This is a genomic window from Mesorhizobium sp. P2_C7, from assembly GCF_056404515.1.
This window is the reverse complement of the sequence record NZ_JBFUDW010000002.1, coordinates 38313-64495: the sequence shown is the minus strand read 5'-3', so window position 1 is coordinate 64495 and position 26183 is coordinate 38313. Positions and strand designations below refer to the sequence as shown.

Below are 26183 nucleotides of genomic sequence, written 5' to 3'. Positions count from 1 at the left end.
TCGGCTATCAGCGCACATGCGCGGATCGTCGCGGTCCGAAGGTCGAACGAGCGGACCATTGATTCTCGGCCAGCCCGCTGCTTCTCAAGATAGCGCGCGAGTGCAATTTCGTGGCGTTGCGGCGCAACCGCATTCCACAGCCGCGGGTTCTGCTCGGCATCATCATGCCAGATGGGCCACTCGTTCGGGTGCAGCATAGCATCCTTCTCCTGAGACAAGGGTTGCCTCGTCCGGGCAATCTCGTCCGCCGCCCGTGAGAAATGCGTTGGAACCAGCGTGATGAACTCGTGAAAAGCGTCACGCCGGCAAAATCGCGATTGAAATAGGGGCAGGTAGGGGAAATGATCGCCGGTGGGAGCTATGGCTGTGGCGGATTCGATGACGCACCCTCATCTCTGTCTGCTCGGTGGTTTCGATTTTGCCAGCGATGCAGCGACGGTTCCGCTCCTCGGCCGCAAGGCGCGTGCCATGATAGCTTACCTGGCCCTCCAGTCCGGACGCTCGCAATCGCGCGAGAAACTCGCTTCCCTTTTGTGGGGCTGCAACAGCGAGTCCCAGGCCCGGACGAACCTGCGGCAGGCCTTGTCTGCCGTCAGGAAGGCCACTCACGCATCAGGGGGCGGGAGGTTCCTCACCGAGGGCGACACCATCAGCCTCAATCTCGACGATCTCGATTTCGATGTCGCGCGGTTCGAGGCGCTGGCTGCTGGCTCCGCCCCCGAGCAGCTCGAGCAGGCGCTTGCTGTCTATCGTGGCGACCTCCTCGATGGCTTCGATCTCAAGGAGGAGCCGTTCGAAGACTGGCTGAGGTTCGAGCGCGAGCGATTGAGGGCAATCTCCATAGCTGTGCTGGAGAAGCTCGTCGCACACCATTCCGCGACAAGCGATCTTGCATCATGCGTGCGGGCGGCTACGCGCTTGCTGGCTTTTGAACCCCTACGGGAAGATATTCACCGCGCCTTGATGCGGACCTATGCAGCCCAGGGTCGCGTCAACCTCGCCCTGAAGCAATATGAGCGCTGCCGCGATGCCCTGCAGCGACAACTCGACTTGCGGCCCGAGCCCGAAACCCGAAAGCTGTATGATGACCTTCGGGCGCGCCGCATCACACTGCGATCCCAAGCCGATAGGCGCCCGGACTCAGGTCAGACCATCAGCCCGCCGACGCACTACGTCAAATCGGCGGGGATCAACATCGCTTATCAGGTGACCGGCGACGGGCCGATCGACCTGATCTATGTACCCGGATGGGTCTCCAACCTCGACCTTTCCTGGTCGTCGCCGCGCCTGGCGCACGTGCTCCAGCGCCTCGGCAGCTTCTGCCGCCTGATCCGCATGGATAAGCGCGGCACGGGGCTGTCCGACCGCAATGTCGGTCTGCCGACGATGGAAGAGCGGATGGAGGACGTGCGGGCAGTGCTGGATGCGGTCGGCTCGAAGCGCACGGTTTTGTTCGGCAGTTCTGAGGGCGGCCCCATGTGCATGCTGTTCGCGGCGACCTATCCCGAGCGCACGGCGGCGCTCGTGCTCAACGGAGCCTATGCCAGCGGCAGATGGTCGAAGGATTACCCCTGGGCGAGAACAAGCGAGGAGGTGGAACAAGATCTAACAGTCGTCGAGAGAGAGTGGGGAGAGCCGGCGGACATGAGCAACGCCGCGCCCAGCCTGATGAACGACAGTTTCGAGAGAGAATGGTTCGCCGCCTACCTCAGGAATTCAGCCTCTCCCGCCGACGCGATAGCGCTCTGGCGCTGGGGAACCGAAATCGACGTTCGCGACATTCTGCCGGCCATTCACGTTCCGACGCTCATCGCTCAGACGACGGGCGACCGCTGGGTAAAGCGGGAAGAAGGACGCTACCTGGCAACGCATATCGAAGGTGCCCGATACATCGAGCTTGCCGGCCGGGACCACGTGATCTGGGGGGAGAATTCCGATCGCCTCGTGGACGAGATCCAGGCTTTTGTCACCGGCGCTTTGCCGGCGGTGCCGGGCAAGCGGCTCCTGGTGTCGGTGCTGTCCGTAGAGATAGAAGGCCCTTCCTCTGGTGCGGGCACGGATCTGATTGAGCGACACGCCGAAGAGATCCGTAGCGAACTGCTCGGTGCCGAAGGCAGGCGGATCAGACGCACGGCAAGCGGATTTGTCGCCGTGTTCCAAGGCCCGACGCGATCGATCCAGTGCGCGATCGCGATTCGTCAACGCCTGAAGCAATCCGGTCTCGATGTCCGCTCGGCAGTCCATACCGGCGAATGCGAGGAGCGCGGCGATGACTTCACCGGGATGGCGATCGAGCTGTCATCGCGGCTGCTCGATCATGCGCGGCCAGGCGAGATCATTGCCTCGCGGACCGTTCGTGATCTTGTGGTCGGCTCCGGCCTGATGTTTGAAGAGCGCGGCGATACGGAACTTGCCGGGCTTCCCGGGAGCTTGCAGCTTTTCTCCGTCGGTGGGCCAGCCTGACGGCGATGATCCTTGACGCAAGTGGTTCGCGCACCTGACTCGTGGTATCGTCGTTGCGGGAGACGGCGGACGCGCCGTGAGTGCCCGCCCGCTCCCACAATGGGAGGAAAAAATGGCTTACTACGTATTGCTGTCAAATTTCACAGATCAAGGTATCAGGAGCATAAAGGATACCCAGAAGCGTGCCGAAGCCTTCAAGGCGATGGCCAGCAAGAACGGCATCAAGGTTCACACCCTGTTGTGGACACTTGGCCAGCATGATGTCGTGGCGATTGCCGAAGCCGACGACGACATTGCTGCGACCGCACTAGCCTTATCGATCGCATCGCTAGGCAACATCAGAACCCAGACATTGAGGGCGTTCGACGCCGCGGATATGGCCAAGATAATGGCAAAGATGGCCTGACCGCCACTCTGCCGTAAACGGGCGATCGAAGCCCGCTGGCGAGGGGAACGGCGGCCTCGCTCATATCCTTGAAGCGAAAACCCTGGGACGAGGCCAGGGTTTTTTATGAGTGCGGTTCAACTCGATATTTTGGTCAACAACCGTAGCCAGCCGCATAGCGGCTACCTTGAAGCCATTGCCGTTCGGATTGCGGGTCGTACTTGAAGCTGCGAAGATTGGGCGTTCGCTTAGCGATGTACTGGAAGACATCTTATGCCAGTTGTTCGGGTGGAGCGGCGGCTCGCTGCGATCATGGCCGCCGACATAGTGGCCTATTCACGCCTGATCGAAGCAGATGAGGCCCGTACACTCGCGTCGATCAGGACCCTTCGCTCCCAAGTGGTAGACCCGCTGATCGCAGACCACAGGGGCCGTGTTGCCAAACTAATGGGCGACGGCGCAATCGTTGAGTTTGGCTCCGTTGTTGAGGCCGTGGCCTGTGCCGTCGCAATGCAGGAAGGGACGGCGGAGCATCAGCGGGAGGTCCCGCCCGAGAGCCGCATAGTGTTCCGCATCGGCATCAACGTCGGTGACGTTGTCGTGGAGGACGGCGACCTGCTCGGGGATGGCGTCAACATCGCGGCACGGCTTGAGGCACTGGCGGAGCCTGGGGGCATTTGCATTGCCGATGCGGCGCAGAAGCAGCTGGCCGGCAAGACTGACTTCGCCTTTGAAGACACCGGCGAGCGCAAGCTGAAGAACATCGCGCAGCCGGTCCGCGTTTGGTGCTGGTCCAAGGGATCGGCACCGCCTGCCGCCGGTGCGCCGCTATCCTTGCCCGACAGACCCTCAATCGCAGTGCTTCCGTTCGACAATCTGAGCGGGCAGCCGGAGGAGACCTACTTCAGCGACGGCATCACCGAAGACATCGTCACCGGGCTGACGCACTTCCGCTCGCTGTTCGTGATTGCCCGCAACTCCTCCTTCGCCTTTCGCGGCAAGTCGATCGACCTTGCCGAGATCGGCCGGCGGCTTGGGGTGTCCTATCTTCTCGAAGGCAGCGTGCGGCGCGCCGGAGCGCGCGTGCGGATCACTGCGCAGCTCATCGAGGCGGCGACCGGCGCGCATCTTTGGGCCGAACGCTATGACCGCGGCCTCGACGACGTCTTCACGGTGCAGGACGAAGTTGCGCAGACCATTGTCTCGACGCTGGTTGGGCGAATTGAAGATGCGAGACTTCAGCAATCGCTCCGGAAGCCGACAACCAGCCTTGCCGCCTACGACTGCTTGCTGCGGGGCATGGCCCACTTTCGGAGTGACACGGATGCCAATCGGCAAGCGCTTGAGATGTTCGAGAAGGCGGTGGCCCTCGACGCGCGGTATGCCGTGGCGCATTCGTATCGTGCATTCGTGAAGGTGGCACAGAACGGGCACGCCGCCGCACCGACCGAGGTGCTGGACGCGGCGTTCAACGAGGCAAAGCACGCGATCGCACTCGACCCTCTGGAGAGCCGCTGCCACCGCATACTGTCGACCATCTGTCTCTACCGTCGTGAATACGACATGGCCGAGCAACATCTCCGCCGGGCATTCGACCTCAATCCCAATGATGCAGACGGACTGATCATGAAGGGCCGCTTGCTGGCCTTTCGTGGCAGGCCGGAAGAAGCACTGGTTTGCTTGGAAGCTGCTGGTCGCCTGAACCCACTACACTTTCGCTGGTACGATGTTCACTTCGGCATCGCCCTTTATTCGCTTCGGCGCTTTGCAGAGGCCGCTCAGGCGTTCAAAAAAATGCCCCTGCCAAGCTCGTGGTCGAGTGCACGGCTGGCGGCCTGCTACGCCCAGCTCGAACGGACCGAAGCGGCACAGGCAGCAGTGGCGGAGGTCCTGCGCTTGCAGCCTGATTTCTCTACCGCTGAATACATGCGCGAGAGCGTCCTCCTTGAACACGCCGAAGACCGGGAGCTTCTCCGTGAAGGGCTCATCAAGGCCGGATTGCCGGCGTGACGGGCGGTGAAGTAGCCGAGGACCCGTCGTGATCGCTTGCCGTCGCACTCGAACCCCGTCGGCTGGCCTTGTATTCAAGTAAATGCTAATAGACATCGGGCCCGGCAGATGCCGTTCCAGCTTCGCTCGGCCCATGGCGGCAGCTGATGTCGAGGGGGACGCATGCGGATCGCAATGATCGGGGCGGGCGGCATCGGCGGCTATCTCGGCGCAAGGCTCGCAGAGGCGGGGGGCGACGTCAGCTTCATCGCTCGCGGTGCCCACTTGCAGGCAATGCGCCGGGACGGCCTGCGAATTCAAAGCGATATCGGCAACGTCTTTCTCCCCAATGTGTCCGCGAGCGACGCGCCGGCCGACATCGGTCCCGTCGATCTCGTGATTTTCGCGGTGAAACTCTACGACAGCGAGAAGGCCGCCGCCGCGCTCGGACCGCTCATCGGCAGGAATACGCGTGTCGTGACGTTGCAGAACGGCATCGACAGCGTCGAGATTCTAGGCCGCCATGTTCCCGGCGACCAGGTGATTGGCGGCGCCACCTACTTGTCCGCATTCATCAAACAGCCGGGAGAAGTCGTCCACGCTGGCGGGCTGCGTCACATCCTGGTCGGCGGGCACCGCGAGCCTCTCATCAAGGACCTTCAGGCGCTCTGCGATCGTGCTGTTGGGCTTGAGCTGAAGCCGGTTGCCGACATCGACAATGTGCTGTGGGAGAAGTTTGTGACACTCGCGGCCTTTTCCGGAGGGACGTCTCTCATGCGCTCTGGGATCGGTCGGATCCTCGACGACCCCGAGGCTCGTATCTTCATCGAGCAACTGCGCGACGAGGGGATGGTGGTCGCGGCCGCGGCCGGTCATCCCATGGCCGAGGGGTTCGAAGGGCGCGTTGTGACCAGATGGACCGCATTCCCACCGCACGTAAAATCGTCGATGGCCAACGACCTCGAAAGGGGCAAGCCAATCGAGGTCGCCTGGCTGTCCGGGCGCATGCACGAATTGGGCATTAGGTTCGGTGTTGCGACCCCCGGCCACACGGCGGTCTTCCGCGCCCTGCATCTCTACGCAGCGGGTGCAGCTCCGTAGTGGCGCCCCGTCAACGTTCCTTGGGAGGATATCATGGCCAGTTCGTCGAGCGAGAGCATGCCGGTGGCGACAGTTAACGAGGCTTCCGGCTCCCAGGACATGTTCAACAAGGAGCTGGAGACGTACCGCAGGATCGTGGCCACAAACCTCATGTTCCACCGCGAGGTCTACGGGCTCCTGCGCGATCTGCTCGTTGAGCATGCACCAGGGTCGTTTCGATTCCTCGACGTGGCGTGCGGCGATGCCGCTGCCTCCGCCGCGATGCTGAAGACGTCCGCGATCGGCGGCTATGTCGGCATCGACCTGTCGGAAGCGTCGCTAGCGCTTGCCGCTCGCGCGCTCGAAGGGCTCCCATGCCCGGTCGAGCTGCGCTGCGGCGACTTCGCGCAAGCGATGGCGAACTGGTCGGAACCCGTCGACGTAATCTGGATCGGCATGTCGCTGCACCATCTAGCGACCGAGGGCAAGGCGAAGCTGATGCGGCACGCCCGCAGGGCCTTGGGCGGCGTGGGCCAGTTCGTCATCTGGGAGCCGGCCCTGTTCCAGGGAGAAGATCGCGCCGCCTGGCTCGCCCGCTTCTCGTTGCTGCGAGACAAATGGTCGACCGTTTCCGACGAGGAATTCGCTTCCATGGAACGGCATATGCTTCTGGCCGATTTCCCTGAAACCGCCGAGACTTGGCTCGGCATGGGGCGGGATGCCGGGTTTCGCCGCGCCGAGGAGATTTTCATGATGCCGAACAGAATGGGCAGGGTATTCCGATACTGGAACTAGCCAGCGCATCGGGGCGACCATGTCATCAGATATGAAACCGGGTGAGATCCCGCCGGGCGACGCTCCAGTTCCCGCGGCCGTCGTGCTGGTCGGTCGCTCGGGTCGCCTGCGCCCGCTCGACGCCGGGCGCGACGCATCCTGTCTCTACCCGCTGTCGCATGACGAGCACACGAATGCCACCTGGGTCGATATGAAGGTTGGCCCGTTCGCCAGCGAGCAATGTTTCGCCGACCACGTCGCCGAACTGGTGGCCGACAAGAAACGCGCCTTCTTTGCCGTCGCCGGCCTCGACGACAAGCCGCTGGGGTGGCTCTGCCTGATGGAGGCGAGACCCGCCCATCATGTCGTCGAGCTCGGCTATGTGCTCTACACGCCGCCGCTGCAACGCACACGGCTCGCCACCGAGGCGCTCTACCTGATCCTGCGCCATGTCTTCGACGATCTTGGCTACCGGCGCCTCGAATGGACCTGCACCTCGACCAACCTGCGCTCGCGCAAGGCGGCCGATCGGCTCGGCTTCGTCTATGAGGGCACGCTGCGCCAGGGCCTGTTCCTGAAGGGCAAACCTTGCGACATCTGTGTCTATTCGATGCTTTCCAGCGAATGGCCGGACCATCGCTCAGCTTTTGAGGCCTGGCTTGATCCCGGAAATTTCGACGCCGGGCGGCAGCTTCGCTCGGTTGCCGAGATCAGGAGCGGCCTCGGCGCTAAAGGGTTATGCTAGCGAAAGCGTATCATGCAGCGCCTAGTCCTCTAGCATCTTTTGCCCGGCGGCAACGGACCGGCCTGTTCGCTTTCGTTACAGCCAACTAGGCCAGTATTCGGCGATCTATTTTATCAACGCGGACAACCCCGGTCAGGCCCATTGTCACTTCGAATTCTTTACGGATGAGATCGATGGCCTTGGCGACGCCTTGTTCGCCGGCAGCACCCAGACCGTGAACATAGGCCCGGCCGATCATGCACGCCTTTGCCCCAAGAGCCAAAGCTCGCATGACGTCTTGGCCGGAGCGAACGCCTCCATCTACCAGAACCTCAAGGTCGGCCCCCACCGCATCCGCAATTTCGGGCAGCACAGAGATCGTTGACCTGCCGCCGTCAAGTTGACGTCCCCCATGGTTCGAAACCACTAGGCCATGCGCCCCAATTTTCGCCACGTCACGCGCATCCCTGGCGTCGCCGATGCCTTTGATGATCAGTTTTCCAGGCCATATGCTCCGAACCCACTCAACGTCCTTCAAAGTTGGGCTCGTATTGAATTGCTCATTCATCCAGGCGGCAAGCGATTCCATTTTCGAGTTGCCGGATTGTCCGGCGAGATTTCCGAACGTTTTCCTCTTGCTGCGCATTACGCTGGAAACCCATGCCGGCTTGCTCGCAAAGTCGACGAATTTGCCGAAAGTCCACCTCGGCGGCACCGTCATGCCGTTCTTAATATCGGCATGGCGTTGCGCCAACACAGGCAAGTCTACCGTCAAGACAATTGCGTCGCATTTCACGGCAATCGCGCGTTCTACAAGCGATTTGACGAAGCCGCGGTCCTTTAGCAAACTCAGCTGAAACCAGAAGGGCTTTTTGACAGCACCTGCAACATCCTCCATCGAGCAGATGGACATGATCGATAATGTATAGGGGATGCCCGCCGCCTGCGCCGCGCGACACGCATGGATCTCTCCGTCGGCATATTGAAGCCCTCCCAAGCCGACAGGCGCCAGAACCAGCGGCATTGAAATTGCCTCGCCCAGGAGCACGGTAGACGTGCTCCTGTTGGATACGTCGACGAGGACCCGCTGCCTAAATTTGATCTTTTCGAAATCCGCTCGATTCGCGTGCAAGGTCTGCTCGCTATACGAACCGCGGTCGACATAGTCGAAAAATGCTTTTGGCACCCTTTTCTTATGAAGCTGCCGGAGATCTTCGATACAAGTGATCGTTTTTGAGTTCATGTCTTTTTCCTCCCGCTCGGCTGAGAAGGACTGTCCATCCACCCGACAAGTTCCATCACCTGCATGGCCGCGCTCAATACGTCCGCATCGGCTCCCCTTGCGCCGACAATCTGAAACCCGATCGGAAGTCCTCTATTTGTTAGACCAATTGGCACAGAGCATGCGGGCTGCTGACTGAGGTTTATGGGAAAGTTGAAGCATGCCCACTCGGTCCATTCCTGATAAACGGATCCAGGCGGGACATCGTGCATGAGCGGAAACGCCGCGACCGGCGTGGTCGGCGAGATCACCAAATCGTAGATCCTGAGAAGCTGATCCATTTCGGCGCCGAAGGCCGAACGGTGTAACAACGCTTCCGCGTACTCAGATGCTGAGAATCGTCCACCGATTTCCGCTGCACGAAGCAAACCCGGGTCCATTTGAAACCGGTCTTTCTCGGCGATCTTGGACACCCTGTTTGCCGCACCTGCAAACCAGAGGATGTTGAACGTCGCCAATATGTTTCCACCCGGCAGGTTGATCGGCTCGACTGCTGCGCCCGCCTCCTCCAGCAGGCGGGCGACGCGAACGACTGCAGCGAGGATTTCTGGGGCGACTTCGCCAGCGATCGGTGTTGACCACAGGCCGATCCGCAAACCCTGCCATTCCCGCTGCCGGCTGAGCACCGCAGATGCAAATTCTATTGCAGGCTGGTTCCAGTCCCGGGCGTCGCGGACCGTCATGGCGTCGAGCATCAGCGTGGCATCCTCGACCGTGCGAGCGATCGGCCCTAGGTGACCGAGAGTGCCGAACGCGCTCGGCGGATAATATGGCACTCGACCAAAGCTCGGCTTGTGGCCGACTACCCCGGTGAAGGCGGCAGGTATCCGCACCGATCCACCCCCGTCCGTGCCGAGATGCAGGTTCCCACAACCGGTGCGCGCGGCAACAGCCGCGCCTCCCGACGATCCGCCGCATGTCAACGCCGGGTCCCATGGGTTCGACGTCGCTCCGAACATCGGACTATCGGTGACTGCCTTCTAGCCGAACTCAGGCGTTGCAGTCGCCCCTACCAACAAGACGCCTTTCGCTCGCAGTGCTGCGACGGAAGGCGCATCAGCTTGAGAACGCGCACCAGCAATTACCCCACTGCCAAAGCGAGTGGGCCAGTTCTTGACCGTCATCAAATCCTTGATCGTAGCTGGAATTCCGTCGAGGGGGCCAAGCGCCGCCCCGTCTAGCCATCTGCGCTCGGATGCTTTGGCGGCGGCTATCGCCCCCTCATCGTCCAGGAAGGCAAAGGCATTGAACCGTGCGTTGATGCTCGCCGCTCTGGTGAGCACGGCCTGGACGACCTCGACAGGGGATGCCTGTCTCTTCAGATAGAGGCCAGCAAGCTCGGAGGCGGTAAGCCGGCACAAGATATCGGCGTCCGAAATCGTCGCGGCACCGCCGTGTCGAACATCTGTGCCGTTTTCAGGACCAGCAGTCGGGACGTCTTTCATCTCTCCGACCATGTCGATGACCCGGGTCAAAGCTGAAATTTTTGTAACATTTCACCGATATTTCTTGTAGCGCCAAACGACCGAATGTGTCAAGTGTGTTCGGTCGACGGGCTCCACTGCGGCCAACCACGGTTGAACGATGAACAACGAAGGTATTTTCGCTTTGCCGGTGCGGCGGCGTCTGACCGACGAGGCCTACGACCTCATCAAAAACGACGTGATCCTGTGTAGATTGAAGCCCGGGGCTGACGTCACCGAAGCGGGACTGGCCAGCCACTATGGACTCGGTCTGGCACCCATACGCTCAGCTCTGTCGAGACTTAGCCAGGAAGGGCTGGTCAACACCGTCCCGCGACGCGGCTACATCATTGCTCCGGTCAGTGGCAGGACGGCGAACGACGTCTTCGACCTTAGGGTACTGCTTGAACCTGCCGCGGCACGGGCAGCCGCGGGGCGTGTCGATGAGAAGATGCTTCGCACGCTGGGGGCCGGCCCCTTCCTTCGGGACAATGCGCCAGACGATCTGCAATTCCTGAGAAACAACAGAGACTTTCACGTTGCGATCGCCCGGGCGTCCGGAAACGAGCGGATGGTCCGGGTCATTGAGTCTTTGCTCGATGAAATGCAACGATTGCTTCACATCGGATTGTTCTCCAACCGAGATCGGCAGCGTCTGCTGCTGGACCATGAGCTTCAACGACAACAGCATGAGGAATTGATCGACGCGCTTGTGGCAGGAGACCCCAAGGCATCGGAGGATGCGGCCCTGCGGCATGTGCAGCATAGCCGTGAACTCGTCATGAACGCCCTTGGCAATATCCTTTCCGTGACGCTATGAACCGCCGACCCCGATAGGCGTGATCGCGGGCGCGTGTATCTCTCGAACGCGACGGTCCGCAACCAGTTCGTCTTACGGGCATGCTTCGTCAATCACCGGACGACAGACAACGATGTGCTCGAAATAGTGTCCGAAGTGATTGCGGCGGCCGGCGAACTGAACAGTTGAGGTGCGGTCGGCGTGTCATCCTGATGGTCTTGCCAGTAGACGGTTCGAGGCGCTGCCGGCATGCGCCCGATCTATGCCAGCTGTTTGATCCCTGGCTTTGATCGGGCATCATTGTCGTCCTAATCAACGGATGTGCTATGGGCCAAGTTCTTCATGGGAGCGCCACGACGACATAGGCGATCCGCCGAGCGACACAACATAGTCAAGAGAGCCTGAGGACACTGGCCAAACGCTACGGGATCAAACCGGAAGACGGCTCGAAGTGGAAGACGCGGACGTCGGAAGGTCCCGAATTCACAGTGCCGCGTCATCGACCAAGCGGCTGCCGTGACAAGGCGAGGAGCTCGGCCTCGTCGGTGATTCCGGCCATATAGTTGGCGATGATGCGGGAGGCCAGCGCTTCTCGGCTGGCATCAGAGTCGCCCTCACGCTTTGCCTGGTCGAAGACACGCCCAAGAAGTCCCATCTCGGACGGCGTGAAGTTGCCCGCCTCTTTGAGTTTGCGATTGATGGACATGCCGCCTTCCTTCCTTTCGAAAAGTATACGCGCATCTCACGCAAAAAGACCGGACTGAACGAGCGACAGCTTCGATTGCGCCCTTTTTGATTTCGCTCACAACCCGCGATCTTACGCCACCGACCAGCCGCCATCGACTAGAATATTGGCGCCGGTGATCATCGAGGCTGCGGGCGACGCCAGGAACACCACGGTTCCTGCGACATCGATCGGATCGCCGATGCGGCCGAGCGGAATGTGCCCCAAGACATGGGCATGAAAGTCCGGCTCGGCGAGGGACGGCCGCGTGCCGTCGGTCCAGATGAAAGTCGGCGCCACGCTGTTGACGGCGATCTTGTGCTGCGCCCATTCGGCGGCCAGGCAGCGCGTCAAATGGTTGATCGCTGCCTTGCTCATGCAGTAGATCGCCTCGCCCTTCAGCGTCACCGTGCCGGCCTGCGAGCTGATGTTGATGATGCGCCCGGATTTCTGCGCGATCATCAGCCTTCCGACCGCCTGGGTGGTGAAGAACGTGCCCTTGAGGTTGACGTTCACCGTCAGGTCGAAATCCTCCTCGGTGACGTTTTCGGCCAGGTTTTCCGGCCCAAGCCCGACATTGTTGACCAGCACGTCGATGCGGCCGAAGGCGGTGTGCGCCTCGGCGACGGCCTTTCGCACCGTGGCGAGGTCGGTCAAATCCATCTGCACGGCAAGCGCCCGCCTGCCCAAGCTCTCGATCTCGGCGACCAGTTCCGCCCCGTCGGCCTTGCTGCGCACGCCGACGATCATGTCGGCCCCCGACCCGGCACATGCCAGCGCACAGGCGCGGCCGATGCCGCGCGAGGCGCCGGTGACCAGCGCCACCTTACCGGTCAGATCGAACTTTGGTGTGAACTCTGTCATCGTAACCTCCCCTGAAGGTTTTCGGGCCGAAACTGCACGGATAAGTCACGACCTTTACGCTGAACACTATCCGCTCGCGGCGTGAAAGCCAGCCGGCATCTGAAGACAGCTCAAGACAAGAACACGGCTTGCCCCCCGGACTTGACAGCCTGCGCGACGTGCTGGCCGATCTCGGCGCTGTCCGCAAGGAGAAGGCGATGGCTGAGGAAGCCGTCGCCGCATGCCAGGACGCGCTCGTTATCTTCCCGGACCGCAATATGGACGATCTCACCGCCGGTTCGGAAAAAAACTCGCCGAAGCGCTAGCCTTGCTGGCCGCACTGCACCGACGCAGCGATTTCCCTCGGGAGCCAGGCGATTGCAACGACGCGTGACATAGTCGATCGCTTGTCGTATATTGACATAAAGATATCCTTATGTGACATGAGTAGGCTTGTCGCCAAAGGGATAAAAAATGTCGCAGAATTCTGCATCGCTGGACGCATTGTTCGGCCCCGTTGCGGCAAAGCCCGACGGTTCGGAAGTGCTTGCGGCGCTGACGGCGGCAGCGCGCGAACGCATCCTCATCCTCGACGGCGCCATGGGCACGCAGATCCAGGGCCTTGGGTTCGACGAGGGCCAGTTTCGCGGCGAGGCCTTCGCCGGCTGCGCCTGCCACCAGCAAGGCAACAACGACCTTTTGATCCTGACCCAGCCCGGAGCGATCGAGGAGATCCACTATCAGTACGCCATATCAGGCGCCGATATCCTCGAGACCAACACCTTCTCCTCGACCTCGATCGCCCAGGCTGACTACGGCATGGAGGATGCCGTCTATGCGTTGAACCGCGACGGGGCGCGGCTGGTGCGCCGCGCAGCGCTGAGGGCGCAGCAGCAGGACGGCAAACGCCGTTTCGTCGCCGGCGCCCTGGGGCCGACCAACCGAACGGCGTCGATGTCGCCGGACGTCAACAACCCCGGCTATCGCGCCGTGACTTTCGACGATCTGCACCTCGCCTATGGCGAACAGTTGCGCGGGTTGATCGACGGCGGCGCCGACATCATCCTGATCGAGACCATCTTCGACACGCTGAACGCCAAGGCGGCGATCTTCGCCTGCAACGAGATCTTCATCGAGAAGGGCGTGCACCTGCCGGTGATGATCTCCGGCACCATCACCGACCTGTCCGGCCGCACGCTGTCCGGCCAGACGCCGACGGCCTTCTGGCATTCTGTGCGTCACGCCAGCCCGTTCACCATCGGCCTCAACTGCGCGCTCGGCGCCAAGGCCATGCGCGCGCATCTGGCCGAGATTTCGGACGTCGCCAACACTTTCACCTGCGCCTATCCGAATGCAGGCCTGCCCAATGAATTCGGCCGGTATGACGAGAGCCCGGAATTCATGGCCGCGCAGATCGAGGATTTCGCCCGCGAGGGGCTGGTCAATGTCGTCGGCGGCTGCTGCGGCTCGACGCCGGATCACATCCGGGCGATCGCCGAGGCGGTGCGGAAATATCCGCCGCGCGCCATCCCCGAGATCGAGCCGAAGATGCGCCTGTCCGGGCTGGAGCCGTTCACGCTGACCGACGAGATTGCGTTCGTCAATGTCGGCGAGCGGACCAACGTCACGGGGTCGGCCAGGTTCCGCAAGCTGATCACGGCGGGCGACTATGCCGCCGCGCTCGACGTGGCGCGCGACCAGGTCGCCAACGGCGCCCAGATCATCGACATCAACATGGACGAGGGGCTGATCGATTCGAAGAAGGCGATGGTCAGTTATCTCAACCTGGTCGCCGCCGAGCCGGACATCGCCCGCGTCCCGGTGATGGTCGACAGTTCGAAATGGGAGATCATCGAGGCCGGCCTGAAGTGCGTTCAGGGCAAGCCGCTGGTCAACTCCATCTCGATGAAGGAAGGCGAGGAGGCGTTCCTGCATCATGCCAGGCTGGTGCGCGCCTATGGCGCGGCCGTGGTCGTCATGGCCTTCGACGAGGACGGCCAGGCCGACACCAAAGCGCGCAAGGTCGAGATCTGCACCCGCGCCTACAAGCTCCTGACCGAACAGGCCGGCTTTCCGCCGGAGGACATCGTCTTCGACCCCAACGTCTTCGCCATCGCCACCGGCATAGAGGAGCACGACAATTACGGCGTCGACTTCATCGAGGCGACCGGCGAGATCACCGCGACGCTGCCGCATGTCCATATCTCAGGCGGCGTGTCGAACCTCTCCTTCTCGTTCCGCGGCAACGAGCCGGTGCGCGAGGCGATGCACGCCGTGTTCCTCTACCACGCCATCCAGCGCGGCATGGACATGGGCATCGTCAATGCCGGCCAGCTTGCGGTCTACGATACGATCGAACCGGAACTGCGCGAGGCCTGCGAGGATGTCGTGCTCAACCGCGTGCCCAAGGCCGGCGGCACCGCCACCGAACGCATGCTGGAGATCGCCGAACGCTTCAAGGGCACGGCGGGCCAGGAGGCCAGGGAGCGCGATCTCGCCTGGCGCGAATTGCCGGTCGAGCAGCGGATCAGCCATGCGCTGGTTAACGGCATCACCGAGTTCATCGATGCCGATACCGAGGAAGCGCGGCTGGCGGCCGAGCGCCCGCTGCATGTCATCGAAGGCCCGCTGATGGCCGGCATGAATGTCGTCGGCGACCTGTTCGGCGCGGGAAAAATGTTCCTGCCACAAGTGGTAAAGTCCGCGCGGGTGATGAAACAAGCGGTCGCAGGACTATTGCCGCACATGGAGGCCGAGAAGCTGGCGAACGCCGCCAATGGCATCGACAATGGCGAACGCCAGACGGCGGGCAAGATCCTGATGGCGACGGTCAAGGGCGATGTCCACGACATCGGCAAGAACATCGTCGGCGTGGTTCTCGCCTGCAACAATTACGAGATCATCGATCTCGGCGTCATGGTGCCGGCGGCCAAGATCCTGCAGACGGCGCGCGAGCAGCACGTTGACATCATCGGTCTGTCCGGCCTGATCACGCCGTCGCTCGACGAGATGGCGCACATGGCCGCCGAGATGGAGCGCGAGGGTTTCGACATTCCGCTGCTGATCGGCGGCGCGACGACCAGTCGCGTGCACACGGCGGTGAAGATCCACCCGCGCTATACCAGGGGTCAGACCGTCTATGTCACCGATGCCAGCCGGGCGGTCGGCGTGGTCTCGTCCTTGCTGTCGAACGAGACCAAGGGCGGCTATGTCGACGCGGTGCGCGCCGAATACAAGAAGGTCGCCGATGCGCATGCCCGCTCCGAAGCCGACAAGCTGCGGCTGCCGCTGGCCAAGGCGAGAGCCAACGCACACCGGATCGACTGGGCGAGCTACGAGCCGCCAAAGCCGTCCTTCACAGGCGTGAAGGTCTTTGAGAACTGGGACCTCGCCGAACTCGCGCGCTACATCGACTGGACGCCATTCTTCCAGACCTGGGAGTTGAAGGGGCGTTATCCCAAGATCCTCGAAGACGAGGCGCAGGGTCCCGCCGCTCGCCAGCTTTTCGAAGACGCACAGGCGATGCTGAAGAAGATCATCGCCGAAAAATGGTTCGCGCCACGCGGCGTCATCGGCTTCTGGCCGGCCAATGCCGTCGGCGACGATATCAAATTGTTCACGGAAGAAGCGCGCTCACAGGAACTGGCGACCTTCTTCACCTTGCGCCAGCAACTGACCAAGCGCGACGGCAAGGCCAATGTCGCGCTGTCGGATTTCGTCGCTCCGTCGGACAGTGGCAAGCCCGATTATATAGGCGGCTTCATCGTCACCGCCGGCATCGAGGAGGTGGCGATCGCCGAACGGTTCGAGCGGGCGAACGACGACTATTCCTCGATCATGGTCAAGGCCTTGGCCGATCGCTTCGCCGAGGCCTACGCCGAGCGCATACATGAGAAGGTGCGCCAGGAGTTCTGGGGCTACGCGGCAGACGAGAAGCTGGCGCCAGACGAACTGATCGGCGAGCCCTATCGCGGTATCCGTCCGGCGCCCGGCTATCCGGCGCAACCCGACCACACCGAGAAGGCGACGCTGTTCCGGCTGCTCGACGGCGAAGGCAATGCGGGGGTGAGCCTGACCGAAAGCTATGCGATGTGGCCGGGCTCGTCTGTGTCGGGGATCTATCTGTCGCATCCCGAAAGCTATTATTTCGGCGTCGCCAAGGTCGAACGCGACCAGGTCGAGGACTACGCACGCCGCAAGGCCATGCCGTTGGCCGCGGTCGAGCGCTGGCTCGGACCCATCCTCAACTATGTTCCGGCGCACCATGCCGAGGCGGCTGAATAGCGCGGCAAGGTCTGTCGCCTTTTCGCTCTGACAGTCGGTGTGAACGGGACTCAGGCGCAGGTGTTTTGACTCTGGTTCACGCTGTGCCGTCAACAGAATTTGCTCTGGTTGCCGGCTTGTGATCCATGGCGTGGCGGTTACACCTTCGGGGTAGCCGTCTTTGCAGTTGGAGCGCCAAATGACTGTCCTCACACGCCGTAGGCTTTTGAAAACGGCAGCGATTGCCGGCGCCGGCGGGGTAGGCCTCTCGGCCATGGGCAGGTTTGCTGGCTGGGCCGCTGCAGGGCCTGAGCCGGTGGTGCTGCAGACGGCCAAAATCCAGGCGAAGCTGATGGATGTCGGCCAGACCAGGGATGTGCTGAGCTATGGCAACGCCGGAATGCCGCCGGTACTCAGGATGAAAAAGGGCGAGCCCTTCGCCGCGCGGCTTGTCAATGCGATCGACGATCCGACGACGATCCATTGGCACGGCATTCGCGTGCCGAACAAGATGGATGGCGTGCCGTTTCTCGTCCAGCCCTATGTCTATACCGGTGATCATTTCGACTACGCCTTCACGCCGCCCGACGCCGGCACCTTCTGGTACCACCCGCACTGCAACACGCTGACCCAGATGGGCCACGGCCTGACGGGCGTAATCGTGGTCGAAAACCCCGGCGATCCGAAGTTCGATGCCGAGATGGTCCTCAATCTGCGCGACTGGCGGCTCGGCGACGACGGCCAGTTCATCGACCAGTTCCGGCCGCGCGATGCCGCAAGAACCGGCACCTACGGCACCGTGCGTACCGCCAACTGGCTAGATCAGCCCCAATATGATGCGCCGGCCGGCGGGCTGGTGCGGCTCAGGGTCGCCATCACCGACGTCACGCGGATCTATGCTTTTCTCGTCGACGGCGCGGAGGCCACCGTCGTGGCGCTTGACGGCAATCCGGTGCCGCAGCGTTTTACTCCCGATGCTCTGCTGCTTGGACCCGGCCAGCGCATGGAACTGGCCATCCGCATGCCCGACGACGAGGGCGCGATCGTCAGCCTGCGAGACGTCAGGGGCACCAAGCCCAGGGTGCTCGCGACCCTGCGCACGACTGGAAGCTCGCTCAAGCGCGACATTCGTGATGTTGCACCCCTCGAGGTCAATCCGGTGGCGGAGGTGGATCTCACCGCCGCCCAGCATATTTCGCTGGCGCTCAGCGCCACGGCGGAAAACGTCCCGAGCGATGGCATCTGCGGTTCGCTTGGCTACAGTTTCTGGGCCATCAACAAGGTGCCGTGGCCAGGCGATACGCCCGATCCAACCGCGCCATTGGCCGAACTGAAGCTCGGCAAAAGCTATGTCATCGACATGGAGAACCTGACGCCGCAATCCCATCCGATGCATCTGCACGGCATGAGTTTCAAGGTGTTGTCGTCCTCGACGCGCCAGGTTCAGCCGCTGATTTCGGACACCTATCTCATCCAGCCCAACGAGAAGGTGAGCCTGGGCTTCGTCGCCGACAATCTCGGCGACTGGCTGCTGCACTGCCACATCATCGAGCACCAGAAATCGGGAATGACGAGCTATGTCAGGGTGGTCTGAACCCGGTTTCAATGGCTCGGAGATGGGTGGGAAGGTTGTTCTAACGCTGCATTGACGAGCGAGAAATTGCCGCCGGCTTCCGGTTTCGTTGGCAAAAGGGGGCGATTCCCTGCTATTGCCGCCTCCAAATCGAGAAGCATGGAAGCAACTGCATGACCAATGTCGCCTTGACCGGGCTTGCCCGCGATCTCGCCAGGCGTGCCGCCGAGGGCCGCCCGGTGCGCATCGGCGTTATCGGCTCCGGCGAGATGGGCACCGATCTGGTGACGCAAGGCATGCTGATGAAGGGCATTTCGGTCTGCGCGGTCTCGACCCGCCGCCCGCACACCGCGCGCGAGGCCATCCGTATTGCCTATGGCGATGAAGCGATGGCGGTCGAAGCCGACACCGCATCGAAAGTCACCGGCGCCATCGAGAGCGGCAAGATCGCCATCACATCCAACGAGATGCTGGTCACCAACCCGCTGATCGACGTCGTCATCGACGCCACCGGCAAGCCGGGCGTCGCCGCTGATTTCGACCTGATGGCGATGGAACACGGCAAGCACCTGGTGATGATGAACGTCGAGGCCGACGTCACCATCGGCTGTTATCTGAAGCAGCAGGCCGACCGGCTTGGCGTCGTCTATTCCGTCGGCGCCGGTGACGAGCCGTCAAGCTGCATGGAATTGATCGAGTTTGCGTCCGCGCTCGGCTACACCATCGTGTCCGCGGGCAAGGGCAAGAACAACCCGCTCAACCACGATGCGGTGCCGGACGACTATCGCGAGGAAGCGATCCGCCGCAACATGAACCCGCGCATGCTGGTCGAGTTCGTCGACGGCTCGAAGACCATGGTCGAGATGTGCGCCATCGCCAACGCCACCGGGCTGGTGCCCGATGTCCCCGGCATGCATGGCCCAAAGGCCGATCGCGATGACCTCGCCAAGGTGCTCATCCCGCGAGAGGACGGAGGGCTCCTGTTGAAGAAAGGCGTGGTCGACTACACGGTCGGCAAGGGCGTCGCGCCCGGCGTCTTCGTCATCGTCGAGGCGACGCATCCGCGCATCATCGAGCGCATGGACGATCTGCATATCGGTCACGGCCCTTATTACAGCCTGTTCCGGCCGTATCATCTGACCTCGCTGGAAGTGCCGCTGACCGCTGCCCGCATCGTGCTTTTCGGCAAGCCCGACATGGTGCCGCTGCCAAAGCCGGTGGCAGAAGTGTGCGCCGTCGCCAAGCGCGATCTCGCCGCCGGCGAGACGTTCGATGCGATCGGCGAGACCTGCTATCGCTCCTGGACCATGACCACAGGTGACGCTCGCGCCCAACGCGCCGTGCCCGTCGGCCTGCTGGAGGGCGGCAAGGTGCTGAAGCGGGTCCGGAAAGGTGAATTGCTGACCACCGACAATGCCGCGCCCGACCAGACCACGCGGCTGTTCGCCTTGCGTCGGCTGCAGGACGACATGCTGTACGGAACGAACTGAGTTCTTACTTCCCCAGTTCGATCGACCGCAGCCGCGCAGCCTCGACTGCCTGGACAAGCAGATTGGTCAGCCTGTCCTCGCCCATCAGCACGCCAAGCGCGGCTGCGGTCGTGCCATTGGGGCTGGTGACCTGCTGGCGCAGCACGCCTGGCTCCTCGCCGCTTTCGGCGGCGAGCGAGGCAGCGCCGTAGACGGTCTGCATGGCGAGCAGCTTGGCGGTTGCCGTCGGCAGGCCAGCCTTCTCGGCGGCCACGGTCAGTGCTTCGATGAAATGGAAAATGTAGGCCGGCCCCGATCCGGACACGGCGGTCACCGCATCCATCAGGCCCTCGTCGTCAATGGTGGCCACTTCGCCACTCGCCGACAAAAGGTCGGCAACGAAACGCTTGGTGTCGTCGGAGACCAGTCTGTTGGAGAACACCACCATCATGCCCTTGCCGATGGCAGCGGGCGTGTTGGGCATGCAGCGCACAACCGGTGCACGGCTGCCCAGGATTTCTTCGAAAGTGGCGGCCGGTGTCCCGGCAGCGATGCTGACGAAGGTGGTGCGACCGTCGCCGAAGCGCTTGTAGGCGGCCGTCACGTCTCGGATCACTTGCGGCTTCACCGCGATGACGACGAGATCGGGAACGGCATCGGCTGGAATGCCGCCGGCATCGGCTGATGTGCCGCAGCCAAGCACTGCCGCTCGATTGCGTAGGTCGGCATTGGGCTCGACCACGAAGACCGCCGATGGTTGAAGCTTGCCGGATTTCAGCCAACCCGAGAGCATGGCGTAACCCATATTGCCGCAGCCGGCGAGAACGAGCCTGATCGTCATGGAACCCTCCGAAGGAAGGCCTTCACATAGACGCTCGCGGTTCGGTGGGGAAGCCCCGTCAGGACGGACAAGAAGACCGCTAGTCGCGATCGGGATCGCGCACTGCCATGGGCCGCAGCGACACCTGTCTCAGCCCAAGCACGCCGAGCACGAAGAACAGCCAGACCGGGTCGCCGCGATGGAAGAAGAAGCTTTCGAGGAAGGCGTTGAGCGCCGTGAACAGCACCACCATCATGAAGAAGTCGCCGAGATAGATGTTTTCCTTGCGAAGCGGGATACGCATGTAGTCGCGCAGCGGCGCGATGAGGAAGGTGTAGACCGCGACGCAAAGTGCCGGAATGCCCATCAGTACGGCGATGTCGAGATAGCCGTCATGGCCGTGCACGATGGTTCTAATGTCCCACGGTCGGTCGAAGGGCTGGTCCTGGTTGAGCAGCAGCGGCGTGCCCCAGAAGCTTTCATAGCCGTAGCCGGTCCATGGTCTCTTCGCCAGCATACTGCCGGCGAACTCCCACAGCGTCGTGCGCCCGGTATAGGTGAGGTCGGGGAAATAGCTCGCCGCCAGATGCTTCACCGGCGGCAGGAAGACGATGCCGAGCGTGCCGACCGCCGTGCCGATCATCGCCAGCGCAAACAGGACCGGCGTGCCGAGCCGCATGCCCATCAGGCTCGGAAACATGACGATCAGGATCGAGAACGGCACGAGGCCCGCTGTCGTCTTGGAGCCGGTGTGCAGCATGAAGATCATTGCCGCGCAGAAGATCGCCGCCCCCCAACGCCGCTGCCCGCGCCGATAGAGGTACAGGCCGGCGAAACTGAAACAGGCCATGATCGGGCCGGCGATGTTCTTGTGGGTGAACACGCCGCGCCACAGGCCGGCATGTTCGGGCTCCTGCGAGTCGGCGGTGTGCATGGCTTCGTGCGGAAAGACGATGAGGCCGAAATAGGACAGACCCATGACCACGACGGCGGTGAAGATGATAACCTTTGAGAAAGCCTCGGCGTCGCGCGGCAAGACCAGTATCGTCGCCATCGTCAAAATGCCGATCAGCGTGAACGAGGCGGCACGCATCGCCGTGGGCGGGTCGGTTGCCAGCACCACCGACAGGAAAAAGAAGCCCAACATCAGCACCCAGGACGGGCTGAGCAGCGAGCGCACCACGCGCGGATCGGCAAAGGCCATCAGCGAGAAGATCGACATGGCGCCGAGCGAGCCGAAGCCAAGCTGGTTGACGATGTCGCCGCCTTCGCCGGTCAGTTCGGCGCCGGCCGGCTGGAACGGGCGGAAGGACACCATGATGACGGTGAACAGCAGTGCTGCGATCGCGGTCGCCACGCCTTCGCGCGTGAACGCGGCGCTGAGTGGCGCACGCTCAGTTTTTCTCAGGCTGGCGGTATTGCTCATTGGCATATCCGAATTCGGCCAGCACGCGGCCCAGCGCCACATGGACGGGATAGATGGCGATCGCCGGCGATCCTGTCCGCGCCAGCCGGAGCATGCCGCGGAACGGCGAGGCGGCAAGCAGCGCCAGGCTCTTCAGCAACACCATGGCGCCGGCCAGCGGCGTGCCGGCGCGTTTCTTCTTTTCGACCAGTGTCGAGATCACGCCGTTGCGCAGGCTGCGGGCACGGATCCAGTCGGCCTCGACACGCCGGGCCGGAACGGTTTCATGCACTTGTCCCTCGGCGCACCAGCCGAGCACGAAGCCTCTCTGCGCGGACCGGCTGAGAAAATCAGAATCGCCGCCGCCCATGAAGTTGAATTTCAGATCGAGAAAGGGCGGACCCATGGCGATCAGAACGTTGCGTCCGACCAAGAGATTGCCGGACGAATAGAGCGCCGGGACGCGGCCGGTTTGCCGGTAGGGCGGGGCAAACACCGGATGCTCGGCCCATTTCGCATGGGCGGGGTCGGCAAAGTCGGGCACCTGCGGACCGCCGACGATATCAGCGCCGAGCGTTTCGGCTGCTCCGCACATCCGTTCCAGCCATTGCGGATCGGCGATCTCGTCATCATCGATGACCAGCAGATGCCTGAAGTTGGGGAATTGCAGGATCGCTGTCTGCCAGCCGGCATTGTAGGCGCTGCAATTGCCGCGCTGATGGGCGATAATGACCAGACCTGAAATCTCGCCGCGCTCGAACAGCGGCACCGCCGCCTTGGCGCCGGCGCGCGCTTCGGCTTCATTTTCCATGACGATGACGGCAAAGCGCCGGCCGGTTTGCTGCGCACGCAGCGACGCCAGCGTTTCCAGCACCTGCTCGGGCCGCTTGAAGGTCGGCAAGGTGACGACGACTTCGACAGTCTCGGCGTCAAGCCGGGGCGAGCGCCCCGCGATCGATACCGAACCGTCCGATGGCAAAGGGATCATCTGTGTCCAGCCACATGGTGAGTTGGGTTCTGGTATCACCACGGTGATAAGGTTTCGTTAATCACCTTGCACGGAGAAGCCTGCCAGGCAGCGGCTTTCGCTCGTCGATTGTGCTCGCTTAATCAAGGGTTCACCGCACTTTGCTACCGGCTACACCACAGGATAGGTGAGATGCATCTGCTGTTCGCCACATCGATCGTGCCCGACGGCGCTCTTGCCTCGGGCTATGAGATAGCCAACGCTGCAATCATCGCTGCTTTGCGGCGCGCTGGCGCGCGCGTCACCGTCATCGGCTTCACCTGGCCGGGAAAACCCGCGGACGATCCCGAAAACACCGTGGTTTTGGGTGCGATCGACGTGCGCACGGACAATGCCTCTGCACGACAAAAGCTGGCCTGGGTCGGCAAGGCGCTGCTCTCGGGCCTCACCTTCGCCTCGGTCAAGTTGCGCGCAGTGCCCGACAGCGACGTTCTCGCCGCGGTCGCACGCGCCGGTCCGTTCGACGGCTATGTGTTGAATTCCGTGCAGTTCGCCGGCGCCTTCGAAAAGCTGTTCGCCGACCAGCCCTCGATCTTCGTCGCCCACAATGTCGAGCATCTTTCGGCGCAGGAGAATGCCGCTGCCGCCGGCAGCCTCTTCCAGCGCCTGCTGTTTCGCCGCGAGGCGAAGTTGCTCGAGACCATGGAAGAGCGTCTCTGCCGCCGCGCGCGTTTCATCTTCACGCTGGCAGAGGAAGACCGCGCGGCACTCGGTGTCGCCTCCGACGACCGCTCGGCGGTGCTGCCTTTGGTGACGGGCGCGCAGGCGCCGAGCGAGGAAGCTTTGCGCCGTATCGACTGCGAGGCAGCGCTGATCGGAACCTGGACCTGGCAGCCGAACCGTATCGGCCTGGACTGGTTCCTGGGCAAGGTGGTGCCGCATCTGCGGCCCGGTTTCCGCATCCGGATCGCCGGCAGCATGCCTTCGGGCGTCACGTCGAAGCATCCCGGTGTCGAATTCGTCGGCCGTGTGCCGGATGCGCAAGCTTTCGTGCGCAGTGCTGCCGTCATCCCGCTGATCAGCACCGCCGGCAGCGGCGTCCAGTTGAAGACCATCGAGACCTTCGAACTCGGCCTGCCCTCCGTCGCCACCCGCCGCTCGCTGCGCGGCATCGATCATCGCCCGGCCAATTGCGTCGTCACCGACGATCCGGCCGATTTTGCCCGGGCCCTGGAGGCCGCGGCAGCTGTCATCCACGATGTCGACGGCAGCGCTTTCCGTCGGTCGCAGGTCAGGGCGCTCGATGCCGCCATCCGGCTCGGCCTCGAAAAGCTCGGGACGGTCAGGCAGGAGGCGTTTGCATGAACATGCATGCCGCCCGCACCCCGTCGGGGCTCGACACCTCGAAGACGATCCTCGGTATCCCGGTGCTCGCTATCCGCTGGAACGATGCGGTCGGCCTGCTGAACCGCCTGATTGCCGAGCGGCGCTTCACCAAGGTCAGTTTCCTCAACGCCCACAACGCTAACCTCGCCTCCACCGACCCGATCTTTGCCGACGCGCTCGATGATTTCCTCATCCTGCCCGACGGCATCGGTGTCGATCTGGCGGCGAAACTTCTTTATGGAGCGCCGTTTCCGGACAATCTCAACGGCACCGATTTCGTCCCCGCCTTCCTGCAGGCATCGACGACGCCGTTGACGGTCGGGCTGCTCGGCGCGACGCGCGTCAATGCCGAAGCTGCGTCGGCCAAGCTTGCAGCACTTGCTGTGCAGCACAGCTTCGTGGTCATCCATGACGGCTATTTCTCGCCTGCCGAGGAGGCGGGAATAGTCGATCGGATCGAAGAATTGCGGCCGGACGTGCTGCTCGTCGCCATGGGCGTGCCGCGCCAGGAATTGTGGATCGCACGCCATATCGACGCGCGTCACTGCACGCTGCCGATCGCCGTCGGCGCATTGCTCGATTTTCTCAGCGGCGCGGTGCCGCGGGCGCCCTTGTGGATGCGCCGGCTGCGGCTCGAATGGCTGTTTCGGTTGGCCGTCGAACCCGGTCGCCTGTGGCGCCGCTACGTGGTCGGCAATCCCTTGTTCCTGCTGCGCGTTGTCAGGCAGAAACTCTCGCTCATACCGGAAGCTGCGGGAGACATCCATTGAACAGCCGGTTCGTCCCAGGCGCCGCGATCGAGCCAAGCTCGCTTCGGCAGGTACCGACGGCGGCAATAGTGACGGCAAGCTATGCGCCGGATTTCGAGCGTTGCCGGCTGTTATGCGAAACGCTTGACCGCCACGTCTCGGGCGCGGCGCACCACTATATCCTGGTCGAACATCGCGATATCAAGCTTTTCCGTCAGTTGGAGAACGACCGTCGCAGCATCGTCGATGAGCGGGAATTGCTGCCGCGTTGGCTGCATGCCTTCGACGATCCGCTCAGCCTGTTTCGCCGGCGTGTCTGGCTCAGCCTGAAGACGCAGCCGTTGCGCGGCTGGCACGTGCAGCAATTGCGCCGTATCGCGATCGCCGCGCACGCCAGCGAAGACGTCCTGATCTTCTGCGATTCCGACGTCGCCTTCCTCAAACCTTTCGACTGCGGCGCCTTCTGGCGCGAGGGCAAGGCGCGGCTGTTCCGCCGCGACGGGATGCTGGCGGACGAGGGGCATGAGGAGCATCGCATCTGGTCGCGCAACGCCGGTGCGGCACTCGGTATCGACCCCTCCCGGACATCGGTCCATGACTATATTTCGACGCTGATCGCGTGGCGGCGTGACACCGTGCTGGCCATGTGCGGCGAGATCGAGAAGGTCCATGCGCGTGGCTGGGTCGAGGTTGTCGGCTCGGCGCGCAAGTTCTCCGAATGCATGATCTACGGCCGCTATGTCGACGATCTGCTGGAGGGTGCCGGCCACTTCCACGCTTCGGAGGAGTTCTGCCGAGTCCACTGGACCGGGCAAGCGCTGTCGGACGACGAGTTCCGCCGCTTCGTCGCCGCCATGGCACCGGAGCAGGTGGCAATCGGCATGCAGTCTTTCATAGGCACCGATATCGGCCGCATCCGCCGTCTGATCGGGCTCAACTAAAGGCCGGATCCTGAAAGCGGGCCGGGTTGCCGTCCGCAATTGCGTCAAAGCTGGGGAGATAGGGTGGTTCTGCGTTTCTGTGAA

The 26183-nt window shown here is 62.6% G+C and carries 20 protein-coding genes and 2 pseudogenes; 15 read left to right on the top strand and 7 right to left on the bottom strand.

Annotated features, from left to right (window positions below):
* The first annotated feature begins 360 nt into the window (after window positions 1-360).
* The 6 genes from AC1D2G_RS05330 (at window position 361) to AC1D2G_RS05305 (ending at window position 7436) form a co-directional block, all read left to right on the top strand.
* Window positions 361-2463, top strand: a complete 2103-nt coding sequence (locus AC1D2G_RS05330; protein WP_477412519.1) for an alpha/beta fold hydrolase — start codon at window positions 361-363, stop codon at window positions 2461-2463.
* A 112-nt stretch (window positions 2464-2575) separates the two neighbouring features.
* Window positions 2576-2869 (top strand): GYD domain-containing protein, encoded by a 294-nt coding sequence (locus AC1D2G_RS05325; RefSeq protein WP_095088629.1) that lies wholly within the window; start codon window positions 2576-2578, stop codon window positions 2867-2869.
* Window positions 2870-3121: 252 nt separating this feature from the next.
* Complete coding sequence (locus AC1D2G_RS05320; protein ID WP_477412517.1) at window positions 3122-4858, top strand: adenylate/guanylate cyclase domain-containing protein; 1737 nt, start codon at window positions 3122-3124, stop codon at window positions 4856-4858.
* A 162-nt stretch (window positions 4859-5020) separates the two neighbouring features.
* Complete coding sequence (locus AC1D2G_RS05315) at window positions 5021-5938, top strand: ketopantoate reductase family protein (RefSeq protein ID WP_477412515.1); 918 nt, start codon at window positions 5021-5023, stop codon at window positions 5936-5938.
* 33 nt (window positions 5939-5971) lie between these two features.
* The gene (locus tag AC1D2G_RS05310; protein ID WP_477412513.1) at window positions 5972-6712 is read left to right on the top strand and encodes a class I SAM-dependent methyltransferase; all 741 of its coding nucleotides are present in this window, start codon (window positions 5972-5974) and stop codon (window positions 6710-6712) included.
* A gap of 19 nt (window positions 6713-6731) precedes the next feature.
* The gene (locus tag AC1D2G_RS05305; RefSeq protein ID WP_477412511.1) at window positions 6732-7436 is read left to right on the top strand and encodes a GNAT family N-acetyltransferase; all 705 of its coding nucleotides are present in this window, start codon (window positions 6732-6734) and stop codon (window positions 7434-7436) included.
* An 85-nt stretch (window positions 7437-7521) separates the two neighbouring features.
* Here the strand turns inward: AC1D2G_RS05305 and AC1D2G_RS05300 are convergent, their stop codons facing one another.
* Window positions 7522-8658: an alpha-hydroxy acid oxidase gene (locus tag AC1D2G_RS05300; RefSeq protein ID WP_477412509.1), complete on the bottom strand. Its 1137-nt coding sequence runs from the start codon at window positions 8656-8658 to the stop codon at window positions 7522-7524.
* A pseudogene (locus AC1D2G_RS05295) lies at window positions 8655-10142 on the bottom strand (amidase). The gene AC1D2G_RS05300 and the pseudogene AC1D2G_RS05295 overlap by 4 nt, the downstream one beginning before the upstream one ends.
* Before the next feature lie 139 nt (window positions 10143-10281).
* Between AC1D2G_RS05295 and AC1D2G_RS05290 the strand changes: the two are divergent.
* Both AC1D2G_RS05290 and AC1D2G_RS05285 read left to right on the top strand, forming a co-directional pair.
* Window positions 10282-10980, top strand: coding sequence for a GntR family transcriptional regulator (locus AC1D2G_RS05290; protein ID WP_477412507.1), 699 nt, complete (start codon window positions 10282-10284; stop codon window positions 10978-10980).
* Window positions 10981-11327: 347 nt separating this feature from the next.
* Window positions 11328-11429, top strand: a pseudogene (locus tag AC1D2G_RS05285) (IS481 family transposase); the annotation flags it as partial.
* 26 nt (window positions 11430-11455) lie between these two features.
* Here AC1D2G_RS05285 and AC1D2G_RS05280 read toward each other — a convergent pair.
* Complete coding sequence (locus AC1D2G_RS05280; protein WP_095088617.1) at window positions 11456-11665, bottom strand: hypothetical protein; 210 nt, start codon at window positions 11663-11665, stop codon at window positions 11456-11458.
* 111 nt (window positions 11666-11776) lie between these two features.
* Entirely contained in the window at window positions 11777-12547 is a 771-nt protein-coding gene (locus AC1D2G_RS05275; protein ID WP_477303045.1) for an SDR family NAD(P)-dependent oxidoreductase, read from the bottom strand.
* A gap of 128 nt (window positions 12548-12675) precedes the next feature.
* On the opposite strand from AC1D2G_RS05275, the gene AC1D2G_RS05270 reads away from it, so the two are divergent.
* The 4 genes from AC1D2G_RS05270 (at window position 12676) to AC1D2G_RS05255 (ending at window position 19852) form a co-directional block, all read left to right on the top strand.
* Window positions 12676-12852 carry a hypothetical protein gene (locus AC1D2G_RS05270; protein ID WP_477412505.1) on the top strand — a complete coding sequence of 59 codons (177 nt, stop codon included), beginning with the start codon at window positions 12676-12678 and terminating at the stop codon, window positions 12850-12852.
* Window positions 12853-13000: 148 nt separating this feature from the next.
* The gene (metH, locus tag AC1D2G_RS05265; RefSeq protein ID WP_477412503.1) at window positions 13001-16810 is read left to right on the top strand and encodes a methionine synthase; all 3810 of its coding nucleotides are present in this window, start codon (window positions 13001-13003) and stop codon (window positions 16808-16810) included.
* 178 nt (window positions 16811-16988) lie between these two features.
* Complete coding sequence (locus tag AC1D2G_RS05260) at window positions 16989-18383, top strand: multicopper oxidase family protein (protein ID WP_477412501.1); 1395 nt, start codon at window positions 16989-16991, stop codon at window positions 18381-18383.
* A gap of 152 nt (window positions 18384-18535) precedes the next feature.
* A complete protein-coding gene (locus tag AC1D2G_RS05255; RefSeq protein ID WP_477412499.1) occupies window positions 18536-19852 on the top strand; it encodes an NAD(P)H-dependent oxidoreductase in 1317 nt (438 codons plus the stop codon).
* A gap of 4 nt (window positions 19853-19856) precedes the next feature.
* Here the strand turns inward: AC1D2G_RS05255 and proC are convergent, their stop codons facing one another.
* From proC to AC1D2G_RS05240, 3 genes are all read right to left on the bottom strand, one after another.
* Window positions 19857-20672, bottom strand: a complete 816-nt coding sequence (gene proC / locus AC1D2G_RS05250) for a pyrroline-5-carboxylate reductase (protein ID WP_477412497.1) — start codon at window positions 20670-20672, stop codon at window positions 19857-19859.
* 79 nt (window positions 20673-20751) lie between these two features.
* Window positions 20752-22077, bottom strand: coding sequence for an O-antigen ligase family protein (locus AC1D2G_RS05245; RefSeq protein ID WP_477412495.1), 1326 nt, complete (start codon window positions 22075-22077; stop codon window positions 20752-20754).
* The gene (locus AC1D2G_RS05240; protein ID WP_477412493.1) at window positions 22046-23044 is read right to left on the bottom strand and encodes a glycosyltransferase family 2 protein; all 999 of its coding nucleotides are present in this window, start codon (window positions 23042-23044) and stop codon (window positions 22046-22048) included. The genes AC1D2G_RS05245 and AC1D2G_RS05240 overlap by 32 nt, the downstream gene beginning before the upstream one ends.
* A 171-nt stretch (window positions 23045-23215) precedes the next feature.
* Between AC1D2G_RS05240 and AC1D2G_RS05235 the strand changes: the two genes are divergently transcribed.
* Genes AC1D2G_RS05235 through AC1D2G_RS05225 form a run of 3 tightly spaced genes read left to right on the top strand, consistent with a single transcriptional unit; the run spans window position 23216 to window position 26099 of the window.
* On the top strand, window positions 23216-24388 hold the full coding sequence (locus tag AC1D2G_RS05235; protein WP_477412491.1) for a glycosyltransferase family 4 protein: 1173 nt from the start codon (window positions 23216-23218) through the stop codon (window positions 24386-24388).
* Complete coding sequence (locus AC1D2G_RS05230; RefSeq protein WP_477412489.1) at window positions 24385-25179, top strand: WecB/TagA/CpsF family glycosyltransferase; 795 nt, start codon at window positions 24385-24387, stop codon at window positions 25177-25179. The genes AC1D2G_RS05235 and AC1D2G_RS05230 overlap by 4 nt, the downstream gene beginning before the upstream one ends.
* Window positions 25176-26099 carry a DUF6492 family protein gene (locus AC1D2G_RS05225; RefSeq protein ID WP_477412487.1) on the top strand — a complete coding sequence of 308 codons (924 nt, stop codon included), beginning with the start codon at window positions 25176-25178 and terminating at the stop codon, window positions 26097-26099. The genes AC1D2G_RS05230 and AC1D2G_RS05225 overlap by 4 nt, the downstream gene beginning before the upstream one ends.
* Window positions 26100-26183 lie beyond the last annotated feature (84 nt).

Bases quoted from the DNA above. Each gene is read 5' to 3' on its own strand.
- AC1D2G_RS05280 (WP_095088617.1), bottom strand. From the start codon at position 11,665: ATGTCCATCAATCGCAAACTCAAAGAGGCGGGCAACTTCACGCCGTCC.
- proC (WP_477412497.1), bottom strand. From the start codon at position 20,672: ATGACGATCAGGCTCGTTCTCGCCGGCTGCGGCAATATGGGTTACGCC.
- AC1D2G_RS05300 (WP_477412509.1), bottom strand. From the start codon at position 8,658: ATGAACTCAAAAACGATCACTTGTATCGAAGATCTCCGGCAGCTTCAT.
- AC1D2G_RS05320 (WP_477412517.1), top strand. From the start codon at position 3,122: ATGCCAGTTGTTCGGGTGGAGCGGCGGCTCGCTGCGATCATGGCCGCC.
- AC1D2G_RS05315 (WP_477412515.1), top strand. From the start codon at position 5,021: ATGCGGATCGCAATGATCGGGGCGGGCGGCATCGGCGGCTATCTCGGC.
- AC1D2G_RS05230 (WP_477412489.1), top strand. From the start codon at position 24,385: ATGAACATGCATGCCGCCCGCACCCCGTCGGGGCTCGACACCTCGAAG.
- AC1D2G_RS05260 (WP_477412501.1), top strand. From the start codon at position 16,989: ATGACTGTCCTCACACGCCGTAGGCTTTTGAAAACGGCAGCGATTGCC.
- AC1D2G_RS05305 (WP_477412511.1), top strand. From the start codon at position 6,732: ATGTCATCAGATATGAAACCGGGTGAGATCCCGCCGGGCGACGCTCCA.
- AC1D2G_RS05330 (WP_477412519.1), top strand. From the start codon at position 361: ATGGCTGTGGCGGATTCGATGACGCACCCTCATCTCTGTCTGCTCGGT.
- AC1D2G_RS05245 (WP_477412495.1), bottom strand. From the start codon at position 22,077: ATGAGCAATACCGCCAGCCTGAGAAAAACTGAGCGTGCGCCACTCAGC.
- AC1D2G_RS05255 (WP_477412499.1), top strand. From the start codon at position 18,536: ATGACCAATGTCGCCTTGACCGGGCTTGCCCGCGATCTCGCCAGGCGT.
- AC1D2G_RS05310 (WP_477412513.1), top strand. From the start codon at position 5,972: ATGGCCAGTTCGTCGAGCGAGAGCATGCCGGTGGCGACAGTTAACGAG.
- AC1D2G_RS05275 (WP_477303045.1), bottom strand. From the start codon at position 12,547: ATGACAGAGTTCACACCAAAGTTCGATCTGACCGGTAAGGTGGCGCTG.
- AC1D2G_RS05325 (WP_095088629.1), top strand. From the start codon at position 2,576: ATGGCTTACTACGTATTGCTGTCAAATTTCACAGATCAAGGTATCAGG.
- AC1D2G_RS05240 (WP_477412493.1), bottom strand. From the start codon at position 23,044: ATGATCCCTTTGCCATCGGACGGTTCGGTATCGATCGCGGGGCGCTCG.
- metH (WP_477412503.1), top strand. From the start codon at position 13,001: ATGTCGCAGAATTCTGCATCGCTGGACGCATTGTTCGGCCCCGTTGCG.
- AC1D2G_RS05290 (WP_477412507.1), top strand. From the start codon at position 10,282: ATGAACAACGAAGGTATTTTCGCTTTGCCGGTGCGGCGGCGTCTGACC.
- AC1D2G_RS05235 (WP_477412491.1), top strand. From the start codon at position 23,216: ATGCATCTGCTGTTCGCCACATCGATCGTGCCCGACGGCGCTCTTGCC.